Annotated in this window: 15 protein-coding genes and 3 pseudogenes; 1 reads left to right on the forward strand and 17 read right to left on the reverse strand. The window is 61.7% G+C overall.

What is annotated here, in order from left to right:
* Positions 1–14 precede the first annotated feature (14 nt).
* The 17 genes and pseudogenes from rnc to ACOYW1_RS26875 form a co-directional block, all read right to left on the reverse strand.
* A complete protein-coding gene (gene rnc, locus ACOYW1_RS26795; protein ID WP_482418482.1) occupies positions 15–719 on the reverse strand; it encodes a ribonuclease III in 705 nt (234 codons plus the stop codon).
* Positions 716–1,291, reverse strand: a complete 576-nt coding sequence (locus ACOYW1_RS26800; RefSeq protein WP_482420394.1) for a PHP domain-containing protein — start codon at positions 1,289–1,291, stop codon at positions 716–718. Before ACOYW1_RS26800 ends, rnc begins: the two co-directional genes overlap by 4 nt.
* The gene (locus ACOYW1_RS26805; protein WP_482420395.1) at positions 1,278–1,586 is read right to left on the reverse strand and encodes a PHP domain-containing protein; all 309 of its coding nucleotides are present in this window, start codon (positions 1,584–1,586) and stop codon (positions 1,278–1,280) included. The genes ACOYW1_RS26800 and ACOYW1_RS26805 overlap by 14 nt, the downstream gene beginning before the upstream one ends.
* Positions 1,587–1,768: 182 nt before the next feature.
* A pseudogene (locus ACOYW1_RS26810) lies at positions 1,769–1,933 on the reverse strand (TraR/DksA C4-type zinc finger protein); the annotation flags it as partial.
* 84 nt (positions 1,934–2,017) lie between these two features.
* Entirely contained in the window at positions 2,018–2,650 is a 633-nt protein-coding gene (locus tag ACOYW1_RS26815; RefSeq protein WP_482420396.1) for an ACP S-malonyltransferase, read from the reverse strand.
* Between the two features lie 58 nt (positions 2,651–2,708).
* Positions 2,709–3,020 (reverse strand): annotated as a pseudogene (locus tag ACOYW1_RS26820) (ACP S-malonyltransferase); the annotation flags it as partial.
* A 113-nt stretch (positions 3,021–3,133) separates the two neighbouring features.
* Positions 3,134–3,607 (reverse strand): glutamyl-tRNA reductase, encoded by a 474-nt coding sequence (locus tag ACOYW1_RS26825; RefSeq protein ID WP_482420397.1) that lies wholly within the window; start codon positions 3,605–3,607, stop codon positions 3,134–3,136.
* Positions 3,608–3,707: 100 nt separating this feature from the next.
* A pseudogene (locus ACOYW1_RS26830) lies at positions 3,708–3,983 on the reverse strand (glutamyl-tRNA reductase); the annotation flags it as partial.
* Positions 3,883–4,401: a hypothetical protein gene (locus ACOYW1_RS26835; RefSeq protein WP_482420398.1), complete on the reverse strand. Its 519-nt coding sequence runs from the start codon at positions 4,399–4,401 to the stop codon at positions 3,883–3,885. The gene ACOYW1_RS26835 and the pseudogene ACOYW1_RS26830, both read right to left, overlap by 101 nt.
* Positions 4,402–4,441: 40 nt before the next feature.
* Positions 4,442–5,143 carry a cytochrome c biogenesis protein CcsA gene (gene ccsA, locus ACOYW1_RS26840; protein ID WP_482420399.1) on the reverse strand — a complete coding sequence of 234 codons (702 nt, stop codon included), beginning with the start codon at positions 5,141–5,143 and terminating at the stop codon, positions 4,442–4,444.
* A gap of 241 nt (positions 5,144–5,384) precedes the next feature.
* Positions 5,385–5,729, reverse strand: coding sequence for a precorrin-2 dehydrogenase/sirohydrochlorin ferrochelatase family protein (locus ACOYW1_RS26845; RefSeq protein WP_482420400.1), 345 nt, complete (start codon positions 5,727–5,729; stop codon positions 5,385–5,387).
* A complete protein-coding gene (locus tag ACOYW1_RS26850) occupies positions 5,716–5,961 on the reverse strand; it encodes a precorrin-2 dehydrogenase/sirohydrochlorin ferrochelatase family protein (protein WP_482420401.1) in 246 nt (81 codons plus the stop codon). The genes ACOYW1_RS26845 and ACOYW1_RS26850 overlap by 14 nt, the downstream gene beginning before the upstream one ends.
* Before the next feature lie 55 nt (positions 5,962–6,016).
* On the reverse strand, positions 6,017–6,781 hold the full coding sequence (locus ACOYW1_RS26855) for an MBL fold metallo-hydrolase (protein ID WP_482420402.1): 765 nt from the start codon (positions 6,779–6,781) through the stop codon (positions 6,017–6,019).
* Between the two features lie 435 nt (positions 6,782–7,216).
* Entirely contained in the window at positions 7,217–7,717 is a 501-nt protein-coding gene (locus ACOYW1_RS26860; RefSeq protein WP_482420403.1) for a tRNA (cytidine(34)-2'-O)-methyltransferase, read from the reverse strand.
* Positions 7,718–7,938: 221 nt separating this feature from the next.
* The gene (locus ACOYW1_RS26865) at positions 7,939–9,204 is read right to left on the reverse strand and encodes a hypothetical protein (RefSeq protein ID WP_482420404.1); all 1,266 of its coding nucleotides are present in this window, start codon (positions 9,202–9,204) and stop codon (positions 7,939–7,941) included.
* Entirely contained in the window at positions 9,201–9,884 is a 684-nt protein-coding gene (locus ACOYW1_RS26870; protein ID WP_482418491.1) for an ABC transporter ATP-binding protein, read from the reverse strand. The genes ACOYW1_RS26865 and ACOYW1_RS26870 overlap by 4 nt, the downstream gene beginning before the upstream one ends.
* 227 nt (positions 9,885–10,111) lie before the next feature.
* Positions 10,112–12,181: a methyl-accepting chemotaxis protein gene (locus ACOYW1_RS26875; protein WP_482420405.1), complete on the reverse strand. Its 2,070-nt coding sequence runs from the start codon at positions 12,179–12,181 to the stop codon at positions 10,112–10,114.
* A 607-nt stretch (positions 12,182–12,788) separates the two neighbouring features.
* Here ACOYW1_RS26875 and glnD point away from each other — a divergent pair.
* Positions 12,789–15,389 carry a [protein-PII] uridylyltransferase gene (gene glnD / locus ACOYW1_RS26880; protein ID WP_482420406.1) on the forward strand — a complete coding sequence of 867 codons (2,601 nt, stop codon included), beginning with the start codon at positions 12,789–12,791 and terminating at the stop codon, positions 15,387–15,389.
* Positions 15,390–15,410: the final 21 nt, after the last annotated feature.

The raw sequence follows: 15,410 nt of genomic DNA on the forward strand, positions 1-15,410 counted from the left end.
AAGGGGCCATGGACTTAAAGCCCCCGTTCCTTCAAAAGATCCAGGGCAATACGGGCGGCATCCTGTTCGGCGGCCTTCTTGCTCTTTCCGTAGCCCATGGTCTCGATATCGCGGGTCTTGAGGCAGACCTGAAAGGTCTTGTCGTGGTCCGGCCCCATCTCAGAGACCACGCGGTAGCGGGGAATCTCCTTGAGGTGGACCTGGGAGTATTCCTGGAGCAGGCTCTTGCTGTCGCTGTTGAGCCGCGAGGGGCGCGCACCGCTCAGGAGGGGCTTGAAATGACGGCTGATGAGCCGATAGGCCGCATCAAACCCGCCGTCTAAGTAAACCGCGGCGATGACCGCCTCAAGGACGTCGGAGAGAATGGAATTCTTATCCCGGCCGTTGGTCTGGCTCTCGCCTTTGCCGAGGCGGATAAACTGCCCCAGTTCCAGCTGCCTGGCGATCTCGGCCAGCTGGGTCTCGTTGACCAGGTTGGAGCGCATGCGAGACAGGTTTCCCTCGTTGAGCTCGGGAAAGTTGTGCATCAGGGCGTCGCCCACAACCAGGTTCAAAACGGCATCCCCCAAAAACTCCAGGCGTTCGTTGTCTTCCAAGACGGCATCTCCCTGTTCGTTGACATAGGAGCTGTGCATCAGGGCCGTGGCAAGGAAACTTCGATCGCCGAAGGTGTAGTTGAGGTGGGCCTCCAACTGTGACAGGTCTTCAATGTGATTCATGGCAATGCAGCGGTTAAGGTGGCGTAACAATCAAAGGGTACATGGAGATCGCCTCGCCCCACGCCCAACTCGATACCTTTTTTATATGCCCCGTGATAATCCGACCCGCCGGTCACCACAAGTTCCAAGGACTTGGCGCAGCCGAGAAGAAAACGGGTGAGCTCCGGAGGGTGGGTGGAGTAGTAGGCTTCCACACCGGCCAGGCCCAGGCGGGCCAGGCTCTCAAGGAGCCCTTTGAGGTCATCCGGGGAAAGCCCCACGGTCACAGGGTGCGCCAGCACGGGGAGCCCCCCTGCGGCACGAATGAGACTTACCGCATTTTCAAAATCAATGCGACCCTTTTCTACATAGGCGGGACGCCCTGTGGCCAGGTACCGGTCAAAGGCCTCGGCAACCGAGCCCACCCATTTTTTCCGCACCATCACGGCGGCCATGTGGGGACGGCCCACCACGGCACCGCCGGCCTCGGCCGACACCTCGGCCAGGGTCAGATCCATGCCGAGCTCGTTAAGGCGGTCGATCATCTGGGGTTTCGCGTCTCGCGCCGAGACGCAGAGATCAGGGTCCCGCAAGGGGCGGGGCCTCAGGGTCGATACCGTAACCAAGAATATGGAAACTGCCCTTGCTGCGATATGGCGCAGGGGGAAGGGAGCTGATCTCAACCCCGGTGATAAAACCCAAATCATCCGGGAGTCCGTGTGATATCAGTTGACGGACTCCCTCCACGGTGTCGTGATCGGTGATGGCAATGGCGGCCAGGCCGGCTCTGCGGGCACGTCGCACCACTTCCTGCGGCGACAGAGACCCGTCCGAGGCGGTGGTGTGGATGTGAAGGTCGATCCCCGCCGAAGCGCGATCAGAGGCCAAGGGCTTTTTCCCTTGCTTCCGCCCGGGTCTTGCAGTCGATGCACTGCGTGGTGACGGGGGTGCTTGAGTCGCTCAATGGGTATGCATACTCTTCGGGTTTGCATATCGAAAACCCCGTTATCAATACGCTCCAGGGCTTGTTTTATCTTCTTGATCAGCTTGTGTTCGCGGTCGCGAATACGAAGCATGAAGTTCCTGTTTTCCTCGTGCGATGCTCGGTCCGTGGGATCGGGGAAGCTCTCCTTCTGGGCAGTCATTCCTTCAACAGTGCTGTCAGCCTGTTCCAGAAGGTCATTAAGCCGATCAGTTAAAAACTTCCTGAAATATTCCAGTGTTTCCTGATCCATACTCAAACCTCTCCTCTGAGCTTGGTTGGCGAATTTTTGTTTAACCTGCCTACTGTAAACACAGTTTACGAATTTTGTAAAGATCTATTGAGGAAGGCGCCCCGGCCCCGCGAGGGAGGCAAGGGCACCGAAAAAGCGAAACAACACACCGAATTGATGAGAGAAAAAAGAGATTATGCCAGGGTATTCATCCAAGGGACGCCACTCTGCCATGGTGGAGATATTCACCACCTCGCAGGAGCCGTCTGACGGGACGATTTTTCGTGCAATGCCCGACAGGACCTTGCCGGGGCCCACTTCCACAAACCGGGTCACCCCGTCTTCGAGGAGCCGCGTCATGGTGTCGTACCACCGCACGGGGTTCACCAGCTGGCGGGCCATATTCTCTTTCATGGCCACGGGATCCTCTTCGGGTTCAGCCGTCACATTGAACAAAAGCCCCTTGGCAGGCCCCTTAAAAGAGACCGATTCCAGGACCCGGCGAAACGGCTCCTCCGCCCCCTGGATCAGGGGACTGTGCCAGGCTCCGCTCACCTTCAGGGGAACGGCGCGCCCCTTTTTTTCGCGGGCGGCGGCACCGAACCGCTTCACGGAGTCGGGATCGCCGCTCACCACGATCTGCATTTCGCCGTTGTGGTTGGCGGCCCAGACCCCTCTGGTGGGCGGTGCCCCCCTCCACGCAGGGGGCCTCGCTGGCCAGAGCGTCCACCGTGGCATAGTCGAGATTCAGCACCGCGGCCATGGCCCCTTTGTGCTTGCGGGCCTCCAGGTCCATGAAGCCACGGACCCTGTTCTTGACCAGGGTGAGGGTGTCCTCCGGGGAGACAACCCCTGCAGCGCAAAGGGCGGCGTACTCGCCCAGGCTGTGGCCGCAGGCCACCTCGAACCGGTCGCCCCCCACCGAGGCCAGGGCGGCCAGAAAGCCAAGGTTCACAGCAGTCACCGCAGGCTGCAGGTTGACGGTCTGGGTGAGCTCGTCCATGGGGCCTTTAAAGCAGAGGCGGGTCAGGTGGGACTTGGTGATCTCGTCGGCCATCTCAAAGACCTCGCGCACCACCCCGAACTCCTGGTAAATATCCTCTCCCATGCCGATGGCCTGGGACCCCTGTCCGGGAAAAAGAAAAGCGGTCTGTGTCACGTCTGGACCTCCCCTATATTGCAGAAAGACCGCCCGGGCCCCTTCTGCACGCCGTTGCCGGCCTAATCGTGAATGTTAAATAAGCTGCGGGCATAGCTCAGGGCACGGGATTCGTCCCGGTTGTGGCAACCGTCCTTGATAAACCTAATGGGATCGTGCACCACCTTGGTGACGATGGCCTGGCCCATGCGGCGAATGGCGGCCTTCTCCTCCTCGGAGAGGCCCGCCATGCCCGACAGGGTCTTTTCCACCTCCCCTTCGGCAATGGAAGCCACCTTCTCACGCACCGCCTTGATGGTGGGCACCGTGCGGAGCCCCTCCACCCAGCGGGAGAAGCCAACCACCCCCTCCTCCACAATGCGCTCGGCCTTGATGGCCTCGGCCCGTCGGGTTTCGATGTTGCCGTCGATGACCTCTTTCAGGTCGTCGATGTCGTACACATAGGCGTTGGAGAGCCGGTTGATGGCCGGGTCGATGTCCCGAGGCACGGCAATATCGATGAAAAAAATGGAGCGCCCCTTTCGGCGCTTGATCACCGGCTTGACCATCTCCCGGGTAATGACGCAGGTGGTAATCCGCGGAGCTGATGATGTCCACCTCGGTGAGGGTCTCGGGGATCTCTTCTAAGGCAATGGCGCTTCCGTTGAAGCGCCGGGCCAGTTCCACCCCGCGGTTGAGGGTCCGGTTGGCCACAAAGATGTCCCCGGCCTGGTGCTGGATCAGGTGTTCCACGGCCAGCTCCGCCATCTCACCGGCCCCCACCAGAAGGATCTTGCGCCCTTCCAGGGAGCCGAAGATCTTCCGGGCCAGCTCAATGGCCGCGTAGCTGATGGAAACAGCGCTGTCGCCAATGCCCGTTTCGCTGCGCACCCGCTTGGCCACATGGAAGGTGCGGTGCATCAGCCGGTTGAGAAGGGGACCCGTGGCCTTCTTGGAAGCGGTGAGGTGATAGGCATCCTTGCGCAGCCCCCAGGACAATGTGGAGAAGCGCGATGACCATGGAGTCAAGGCTTGCCGCCACATTGAACATGTGCCGCACGGCCTCTTCCCGGTGGTACTCGTAGAGGCAGGAGTCGAACTCCTCCACGGGCAGCCCCTTGAGGGTGGCAATGTAGCCTTTGGCAGCGTCCAGGGCGGCGTTGCCGTCCTTGGCCGCCATGAGCACCTCCACCCGGTTGCAGGTGGAAAAGAGCAGCACCTCGTCCACATGGGGATGCTCCCTCAGGGCGTCGATGGCCTCCATGCACTCCTGCCGACTCATGGCAAGGCGCTCCCTGAGGGCAACCGGGGCCGTCTTGTGATTCAAACCTGTCAGTACAATTTCTCGCATAACGCCGTGTCTCTCGTCCGTTAAAACCGGATGAACTCACCTAAAACCGGGTAAACTCCCCGTGGTGACCTTCCATGAAAAAATTGACCCCGAAAAGGGTAAAAAGCAGCACCGCAAACCCCGCAATGGCGAGCCAGGCGGCCTTGCGTCCCCGCATCCCTCCCACGAGCCGTTCGTGGAGGAGCACGGCGTAGATCACCCAGGAGATTCCGGACCAGACCTCTTTCGGGTCCCAGCTGATGAACCGGTGCCAGATGATCTTTGAGTAAAGCAGGCCGGTGACCAGCCCCAGGGTCAGGGCGGTAAAGCCGGCGATGATGCTGGCATACCCGATGCCGTCAAGTTGCTCCAGGGAGGGAAGGCGACGGTAAAAGAAACCCCGTTTCTTCTCCTTGATGGCGTTCTCCTGGAGGATATAGAGAATACCCGCACCGCAGGCCATGGCCAGGGCGGCTTCCCCCACGAAGATGGTGATGACATGGGCAAAAAACCAGAAGTTGGCGTACACCGCCTCGGGCTGTGTCGGCGGCAGGTCCGGGACCCGCAAGGCCGCTGTGTAGGCCAGAAGGGCCAGGGGGGCGGCATAGACCCCCATTACCTTGATGCGATACCGGGCCCTTAAGAAAAGAAACACCAGGGCCACGGCCCAGGCGGCCAGCCCCAGGGTCTCACGCAGGTTGTGCACGGGCAGGTACCCGGTCTGCACCGAGGCAATGACAAGCCCCAGGGTGTGAAACGGCAAACCCCGCCCCAAAGAGAATCGCCCTGGACCCTCTCCTTCTGAAAAAAGAGGTAGAGCAGGTAGGCCACCGCACTGGCCAGGTAGAGCGCCGCTGTCAGTATGTCCATGATCCCGCCTCCCATGGTTGAAGCCGATACCATACGGTGTCGTGATTACAGAGAAAAACCAAGCGTCTCACAGGTGTAGCCCTCTCCCAGCACCTCGGTGAGGAAGGCGTCTGCCCCTTTTTTATCTCCGGCCTTCACCATCCCAAGGAGCCCGCCGGCGATGAGCGCCTCAAAAAGGGGCTTGTGAGCCTCGGGCTGGCGTGGGTCGGCGAAAGGCTTCTCCGACGCCGCACGCCAGCCCACGAGTCAGGCTCCCTCAACCTGTCTCCGAACTCTGTCTCCAGGCGCCGACGCATCCACTTGGCAAAGGCGGGGCTCTTTCCGGAGGTGGAGATGGACAGGGTCATGTCCCCCCGCTGCACGATGGAGGGGAGGATAAAGTTGCAGGCACTGGGATAGTCGGCCACGTTGCAGAGCGTGCAGGACGCTTCGGCGTCCCGGCTCACCCGGGTGTTGAACTCCTGATCATCTGTGGCCACTAATCACCAGAAACTTCCCGTCCATATCGGAAGGGACGTAAGCCCGCTCCTCCAGGGTGACGGGAGCGTCTTGCGCCATGGTTTTCAGCTCATCGGTAAAGGCCTTGCTCACCACGGTCACATGGGCTCCGCAGCGCACCAGGGTCTCGACTTTTCGGGTGCCCACGGCACCACCGCCCACCACCAGGCACGCCTTCCCCATAATATCAAGGCTTACGGGATAGTATCGCATGGGTCTGCTCTCTTTCAGTCTGTGACGCGCGCCGCCAAACCGGCGCAGATCACCTTTAAAGATCAAAGGGTTTCAGGTCCTCTCCGAGGACCAGCTGCCCATCATATGTTTTGCGGCACTCTTTTTCAACATCAACTTTGTCGCAGGCCGGGTAAAAATGGGTCAGCACAAGCATCCCGACTTGCGCGGCTTTTGCCGCCTCCCCGGCAAGGGAGGGGGTCAGGTGGTTGGGAACGGCCTCAGCGTCCGGGGTGGAGCACTCACACACAAAAATATCGGCTCCCCAGGCAAGGGAAACCAGGTTCTCGGACGGGCCGGTGTCCCCGGAAAAAACCACGGAGCGCCCCCCGGAGAGCACCACCCGGCAGGCCAGGCTCTCCGGGCGATGAGCCACCGGGGCCGTTCTCACGGCCAGGTCTCCCTGGTGAAACAGGTCCTCCTGCTCCACGGAGAGCTCGGTGAGGCGAACCAGGCCCGGGCCCGGGTCCATCCACTCCCCGTACACCCCTTTAAGCTGTTCGAAAAAGGCACCGAATCCTTTGCCTCCGTAAATGGGAAGGGGACGGGTGCGGGTGCAGGCCGGATACTTGGTGGCAAACAGCAGGGGCACCAACTCAGCCGTGTGATCCGGGTGCATGTGGGTGTAAAAGATACCGGTGAGCTCGTCGATGGAGACCCCAGCTTCCAGCAGGCGGCGCATGGTCCCGGGGCCGGAGTCGATGAGCAGGGTCTCGGTCCCGGTCTGCACCAGGGCCGCACAGGCACTTCGGGTTAGGGAGGGGACGCAGGTCCCCGTTCCGAGGAGGGTGATTCGTGCCATGGGTGAGGGGCCTCCCTTCTTTTGTGGTGGATGGTGAGTGTCTTCGACGGCCCTGCCGGGGGCCAAACGTTTAAAAAGTTTAACAAACAGGTCTTAAAAAAACATGTTTATGGATGTCGTTTCAAGGCGGATGTGATGTGATCCGAGGAACGAGGGGCAAAACGCATCCGCACCCTGCTTTCAAGGTGGCACACCTTGCCGCCGGAGGCTGTTTGTAAAGCTGAATAGATACGCAGGGCCTTGAGGGTCGGCCCCAGAAAAACGGGGGGACAGGGAGATCCTCCCGGTAAAATGAAGGGCTGCCCTTATGGACTCACATTCGCCCCCACCCTATAATCATGATCACCTGTTTACCCGCCACATATTTCCCTTCCGTTTCACGCCAAGGGCGACCCGCAATGGGTCGCCCATTTTTTTTTGGGGGCGAGAAGCGCGTCAGGTGGCCCAGCCATGGGAGAGACCTTCCACGCGAAGGCTCTCGTAAAGGGCGATGCCCACGCTGGTGGAGAGATTGAGGCAGCGTATCTGCCGGTTGATGGGGATGTGGTACCGGGAGTCCGGGTACCGATCCAGCACCGAGGCGGGCAACCCCTTTGTCTCGGAACCGAAAAAGAGAAACAGTCGCTTTGGCCTGGGCATCTCCCAGAACGGCCGGGACCCGAGCTTGGCAAAAAGGGCCACCTCCCCGTCTTCGGGTGCCATGGCCTCAGTAAAGGCGTCCAGGCTGTCCCACACCGACAAATCCACATGCTCCCAGTAATCCAGCCCGGCCCGCTTCACCTGGGCGCTGTCCAGAGAGAACCCCAGGGGCTTGATCAGGTGCAGGCGCGCGCCGGCCCCGAGGCAGGTCCGCCCCACATTTCCCGTATTCCAATGGACTTCAGGGGCCACCAGCACCACATGGCGCTCCGGCTCCCCTTCCTGTCGACCTATCACAACACATCCTTCCCTAATATTAAGGCAACGCGTCCGCTGCCTCCGGCGGCCCTGCAGGGGGCCAAACATTTAAAAAATTAGACACACAGGCCTTGAGTGAGCGTTACCCGGCTTTATTCATTCCTGGCACACAGCCCCGTTGCGGCACCGGCACCGGCACCGGCACCACGGATATCGCTTTTGAATCCTGTTTGTCAAACGTTCCAACCCATTGCCCGGCGTCAGAAAAACCAGGTTCCCCGGACGATAAGCTCTTCGGCCGGGGCAAGCCAGCCCCCGCCGGGAAGGGAAAAACCCCCGTACTCGGTTTCGGAGCCGCCCCAGGGCAGCTGGGCCACCATGTCCAGGCGAAGGTCCTGGCGAGCATCCCAGATCACCGAGGGCTGGAGAATCCCCGAAGGGTCCCCTGTGTTGGTGATGGCGGTGAGGGTAAGGTTGACCAGGGGGTGGGCCTCCAGCTGGATCCTGGCGGCGAGGATGACTTCCCGGGTGAAGACCTCCCCGCGGTCCAGGCGCTCCAGGGTGTCGGGGTCGGTGAGGGCGGCCGCGTAGTTCGAGGTGCCGTAGCCGTTGTGGTAGAACTCCACAAGACCGTACCAGTTCCTCTCCCAGGCCACCCAGGAGAGGTCCATGTTGACCACGGCCGACAGGGTCCCTCCGTCCTCGTCGGAGACGACAAGATCCGACCGCCAGGCCGCCTCCCCGGCATACCCGGAAAAGCCCACCCCGGAAAGGCTGTGTCCCCGCTGGTTGCCCAGGAGGATGTCCCCCTCCAGGCTGCCGAAGGTGCCGTGCAGCTTGGTGGCGTAACTCGACCCGTCGGAGGAGACGTCGCCTGTGGCGGCCTCGCGACCCGGGCGGCCGATGACCTGGAGCTCCATGCCCCGGGCCGTGGTGTACCGAAGGGAGGCCAGGTCATCCCCTGCCTTGTAGTCCCGGAGGGTGTCGGTGGGGGAGAAGGGATTGATAAGGTCCATGGGGTTGAAGAGAAGCCCGCCCCCCCAGGTGACGGCCTGGCGGCCGATGCGCAGATCGAGGTTTCCCAGCTCCTTGTTGAAGCTGAGGCGGTCCAGGCGATGGACGGTGCGGTGGTGGGAGGAGTCGGAGATCACGGAGGTGAGGTCAAAGAGACGGTACCGGTCCTCATCGCCCCGGGCGTCACCCGGAACGGAAAGGCCTGCCCCGGCAAGGTCTGATCGGCGCTTGGTGGCATCGCCCCCTTCGTAGAAAAGCTCGTAGTCCACATCCAGGGTGAGGGTGGGGACGATCTCCGTCCGGGAAGCCACCCGGAACCCGGCGCTGCTCTCCAAATCGTCGTAGGGAGACTCGCCCACAGGATCCAGGGTGCCGCGCACGTCGTCATCGTCGTAGGCGATTCCCCGGGCAGCAGCCTTCACCTGGCCCCCCACCTCCACGGATAAGGCCGACGCTCCCGTAGAGCTTACCAGGACCAGCGCTGCCGCAACGGCCCCCCACCAGCCCCTCACAACTCCCGGTCCCCGTCCAGGCGGCCGTCCTTCATCCGGACCACCTTCCGGGCCGCCCCCATCACCATGGCGTCATGGGTGGAAAAGACAAAGGTCACGCCCCGAGCCTCGTTCATCTCCCGCATCATGGCAAGGAGCCCCTCTCCCGTTGCCGAGTCCAGGTTTGCCGTGGGCTCATCTGCCAAAACGATGGCCGGGCCGGAGACCACGGCCCTTGCCACGGCCACCCGCTGCTGCTGCCCCCCGGAGAGTTCCGACGGTTTCCTGTGGTAGAGCCCGGAGAGCCCCACTTCATCCAGGATGGCCATGGAGCGCTCCCGGCGCTCCTTTTTGGGCACCCCCTGAAGCAGCATCACATACTCGGTGTTCTCCACCGCCGTGAGCACGGGGATCAGGTTGTAGGCCTGGAACACAAACCCGATGCGGTGAAGGCGAAGCTCGGTGAGGGCCGTTGCCGAAAGGGTCCCTAAGTCCAGACCGTCCACCGTAATCTGCCCGCCGTCGGGCACGTCCAGCCCCCCGATGAGGTTCAAAAGGGTTGTCTTCCCCGAGCCCGAAGGCCCTGCCAGGGCCAGAAACGCCCCCGGATCGATGGACAAAGAGACACCGGACAGGGCCGGCACCTCCACATCCCCCTGCCTGTAAACTTTCCGAACCTCCGTCACCTCCACCATGGTCATGGTCCTCCTTAAATTTTAAGGAAATGCGCAAGGATGAAAACACACTGATGCTGCGGCTGAAAATCGACTCCGGCGATGCTGCCGGGGGGCAAGTCGTTGAAAGGTGTGACACGCAGGAGTCTTTAAGATCCGTTCCTGCATTGGCTCAAGCGGGTATTGACCGGACGGCCCCGGGGTGGCCGGGGGGGATCCCCGGGCCACCTCAGGACACCGTTATTATTGTGGTATCACAGCTTAAACCGCACCACAAGGCCGCCAAGCCCCTCGGAGAGCCCGGCCAGGTCCCCGGCACTGGCCTGGACCTCTGCGCTGCTGCGGTTGATATCGCCTGCGGCCTGGTTGACGTCGGCGATCTCTCCAGAGATGCGGGAGGCCAGACCGGCGGACTCGCCCAGGTTGTCCTTCACATGGCCGATGCCTCCTGCCGCCTGGGTGATGTTCTGGGCGATCTCCCCCGTGGCCGCGGACTGCTCCTCCACGGCCGTGGCAATGGCCGCGATGATCCCGTCCACCTGCCGGATGGTGCCGGACACCCCCTTGATCTCACCCACCGACTCGGTGGCCACCTTCTGGATCCCTGCGATGCGCTCCCGGATCTCCCGGGTGGCCTCGGCCGTCTGGTTGGAGAGGGCCTTGATCTCACCGGCAACAACGGCAAAGCCCTTGCCCGCCTCCCCTGCCCGGGCAGCTTCGATGGTGGCGTTCAGGGCGAGCAGGTTGGTCTGCTCGGAGATCTCAGAGATGGCCTCGGTCACCTTTCCGATGTCCGCGGCGGCCGCATCCAGGCGTCCCATCTTATCGGAAGCCCCCGTGGACTGCCGCACCGCCGTCTCCGAGACCCCCCGGGCGCTTTCGGCCTGGCGGGCCACCTCGGCAATGGTGGAGGTCATCTCCTCGGTGGCCGTGGCCACGGTGTTCACATTGGCCGATGCCTGCTCCATGGCCGCGGACACGGCATCGATGTTGTCGCTCAGGGTGCGGGTGGCATCGGCCACGTCCGTCACCCGCTCTTCGGTCTCCTGGGTGGCCCCGGCCAGGGTCCCGGAGATTCCCGACAAAGTCACCGAGGCTTCCCCCACCTCCCGGGCGCTCCGGGCCGCATCGGAGATGACCCCGTGGAGGTTCCCCATGAAGGTGTTGAACCACCCGGCCAGCTGCCCGATCTCATCGTGCCGTGCAATGGAGAGCCGCTTGGTGAGGTCCGCCTCCCCCTGGGCGATGTCCTTCAACCCTTCGGACACCTGGCGAATGGGCCGAAGGATCATGGCGCCCGTGACAAGATGCACCACCCACACCATGGCCAGCACCGAGACCACACCGATGAGGATGCTGATGTTTCGGATGTGGCGTGCCCCGGCCAGCACCTTGTCCATGGGAACCGTCACGGCCAGGCTCCAGGAGGTGGCGCACCCGGGTACGGCGATGGGGGTCAAGACGGTGAAGGCCTCCTTGTTCAGGGCATTGGTCGACGAGACGAACCGGGTCTCTTGCCCTGCGGCAACGGCCCCCGCAACCTCCTCGGACATGCCGAGCTCCCGGATGTTCTTGCCTACGGCATCGGCCTCGGGATAGGCCGCCACCTTGCCCTCATTGGAGAGCAGGGCCCCATATCCGGCGCCCAGGGGCGCGATCTTACCCACCATGTCGGCAAACCGGTCCATGGCGTAATCCACCCCACAGACCCCTACGGAGGTGCCGTTGATTCGGATGGGGGCCACGATGCTCACCAGCATCCGATCCTTTCCCCCCACATTGTACACGTTGGGCTCCGACACGTAGACATTGCCCGAGGTCATGGGGATCCAGTACCACTTGCCCTTGGGATCGCCCTGGGCATAGGTCTTCAGGGTGGAGAGGGTGTTGCCCGAGACCCCGCGAAGCCACAAGGCCTGGTAGCGCCCCTCCCCGTTGCTGCCCGGGGTGTCCACAAAGGACGCGTCCCGGCCGTCCAGGGCGTCCTTCTCCCAGCCTGTGTAGACGGCCCAGAAATCCGGATTCTTGTCGAACACCCCCTTTAAAAGGGTGTTGAGGCGGGCCCGCTCCGGCGGGGTGTCGCCGCTTGCCATGCCGGCCATGGCCTCGGCCATGAACCGGGCTGCGTCGGCTGCGATCTGAATCTGCGCCCCCACCTCACCGCCGTGGCGGTAGGCCATCTCACGGGTGGTGGCAAGGGTGGCCTCCCGGGAGGAGTGAAAGGCCTTAAAGGAGATCACGCAAACGGTAACCGAAAACGAAACCACAGTAACCAGGCAGACAAACAGCAGAAGCCTGGCCTTGAGATTGAGCTTGCTGAACATACATCCATCCTTACATGGCGGCCCCCTGAAAGGACCGCATTGGGGTGAAACCACATCAAAACCCGAATGCCGTGCTCCCCGGGCCGGGAGGGGAAGCTCACCGGACCCGGGGGGGAAGACGCATGGCGTCATCGGGTCTCCTGTTCAGGCCGCACGGTTGTCATGGGATTGCTCAGGCAACAGGTGGCTGAACTTTTCTAAAACCAATCTATTAAAGGGTTTCGGCAAAACCTGCGGGATGGTTGAGGGATGATTGACAAATTGTTGACTTCTTTTTTTCCTACCAGATAAGCCATAAAAAAAAGGGCCGCCCGCGGGCCTGCACGGCCTCAGGGGGCCGGTGAGCCCCAGGGGCCCCACCGGTGCCTGGGCCAGGGATTAAAAAATACAAAATTGTCACATCATTTTGGTGTTTGAAAAATTCCGAAAATGGAAATATGATAGCCACGTACAGTGAAGAGCAATTCAGACAGATGGATCACCGGGCCGCCGCAAGGAAACCGCCCCCTGGTGCGGGAACCGTTCCCGCCTCAGCAAGGCGCCCCTTTTTTCCCTCTTGCCTGCAGGATGGTCCAGGGCAGGCGGCCACCGGTGATATCGGAGCAGGATGATGGAACAATCGGCAGCCGTCGAGCTGAAAAAATCACGCGAAAAACTAAAAGCCCTCGTTCGCAAGGGGCGGGGCAGCGCCCTGCTCATGGACAGCACCGTGGCCGTGGACAACTACTTCTCCCAGAGCTTTGGTGAGAGTGAAACCGGCCAGGCCCTGGCCATGGGAGGCCACCCCTTTGCCATTGTGGCTTTAGGGGGATACGGCCGGAGGGAGCACTGCCTTCACTCCGACGTGGACATCCTTTTCCTCTTTGACAAAGAGGTCCCCGACGAAGCAGGCGGCCTCATCCAGGAAGTCATCTACCCCTTGTGGGACCTGAAGATGGAGGTGGGCTATGCCACGCGCTCCATCTCCGAGTCCCTGGAGATGGCGGCAAACGACCTCCACGTGCTGACCTCCATCCTGGACGCCCGCTTCCTCTGCGGGATGTCCCCCATCTACAGCGCCTTTATCCAGCAGTTCCGCAGCCGGTTCGTGGAGGGCAACCCCAAGCGCATCGTCACCCAGATCAACGACATGTGCCGGAGCCGCCACGAGACCTTCGGGGACGCCTCCTACCTGATGGAGCCCAACATCAAAAACGGCAAGGGGGGCCTCAGGGACTACCACAGCATGTACTGGCTCTCCCGGGTGCTGGTGGCGGCCGGGCAGCTGCAGATGGCAGACGCCGGGTTTCTCTCCCACAAGGAGTTCAAGCGGCTGGAAGAGGCCCTGGCCTTTATCTGGAAGGTACGAAACCACCTTCACCTCATGAGCGGGCGCAAACTCGACCAGATCCACTTCGAGCACCAGGTGGAGCTGGCCGAAGCCATGCGGTTTCGGGGTCACACCCACGGGCAGAAGCCCGTGGAACGTTTCATGGGGGAACTCCACGGCCACATGGAGTTCATCAAGCACCACCTCACCCTCATGCTCACCCAGTGCACCCGCTCCACCAAGGGGTTCCTGGGACGGAGCCTCCTCAAGCGCTCCCGCAAGCCCGGCATCGTCTCCGACGGCGGCCTCGTGAACTTCGCCGACCCGGCCGAGGTGGTAAACCGCCCCTCCCTCATCATGGACCTCTTTGAAGAGAGCGCCCGGCTCCAGTACGCCCTGGGCGCCGACGCCCTGCGCACCATCGGCGAGTTCAGCCACCTGGTCCGGGGCTTCAGGCGGGATGTCACGGTGATGAAGGCCATGGAGCGGATCCTCTCCACGGCCACGGAAAAATTCAACGTCCTTGAAAAGATGCTGATCTCCGGGTTCCTCCAGACCCTGCTCCCCAGCTTCGAGGGCATCGTCAACCGGATCCAGTACAACCGCTACCACATCTACCCTGTGGACCGGCACAGCCTCTACACCGTCCAGACCATCAACGAGTTTTCAAACCCCAAATCCGAGCTCTGCACCCTCTACGGCAAGATCTTCGGCGAGGTCCAGGGCAAGGGGCGGCTCCTCTGGGCAGCCCTCCTCCACGACATCGGCAAAGGGGTTCCAGGGGAAGAAGACCACGGCATCTCCGGGGCCCGCCTGGCCAAAAAACTCCTGCTCTCCTGGGGTATGGGCAAGAAAAAGGTGGATGACATCGTCTTTCTCATCCAGCACCACCTCTACCTTGTCAACGTGGCCCGGCGGCGGGACATTGACGACGAAGAGACCGTGGTCTCCTGTGCCCGGACCATCCGAGACCCCAACCGGCTCAAGATGCTCTACCTGCTCACCGTGGCAGACTCCATCTCCACCGGCCCCAAAGCCTGGAACGCCTGGACCGAGAATCTGCTCCGCGACCTCTTCTTCAAGGTGCTGGACATCATCGAAAAGGGCGAGCTGGCCACCGCCAAGAGCGAACGCTGCATCGAAAAAAAGAAGCAGGCCGTCCTGAAGCTGGTGAACACGGAAAAAATCGAAAAATACCTGCACACCATGCCCCCCCGCTACCTCCTCTACGCCTCGGTGGAGGAGATCGTGGAGCACCTGCGCCTCTACTGCAAGATGGGCAAAGAGGGGGTGACCTTAAGCATCAAGAAAAAGGAAGGGAGCGCCACCCGGCGTGCCGAAGTGTGCGGCACGGACCGGCCCGGCCTCTTCTCCAAACTTGCCGGGGTCTTTACCCTGAACGACCTCGACATCCTCTACGCCCAGGTCTACACCTGGGGGTACTCCACGGCCCTGGACATCTTCACGGTCAAGCCCTTTTTCGACCTCACCCGGGAGGAAGAACGCTGGGAGCGGGTGGAAAAAAACATCAAAGAGGCCTTAGACGGCCGCCTGGACATTCACTGGGCCCTCATGGAAAAGGAGTTCAACCCGGCCATCCGGAAAAAGGTCACCATCTCCGACAAACCCGACCGGGTGGAGCTGGACAACCTCGGGTCGAGCTTTTTCTCCATCATCGAGGTCTACTCCGACGACTTTCCGGGCCTGCTCTTTGCCGTCACCGATGCCATTTTTCACCTGGACCTCAACATCTACTACGCCAAGATCACCACCCACGTGGACCAGGTGGTGGACATCTTCTACGTCAGAACCGTGGACGGCCAGAAGGTCACCGGGGCCGATACCATCGCCCGGGTCAAGGAAGCCATCCTCGAAGCCATTTTACGAATGAGATTATAAAAAACACGCGATCAGAACGAA

The sequence above is a fragment of the Desulfoluna sp. CYM3A genome, assembly GCF_056829965.1.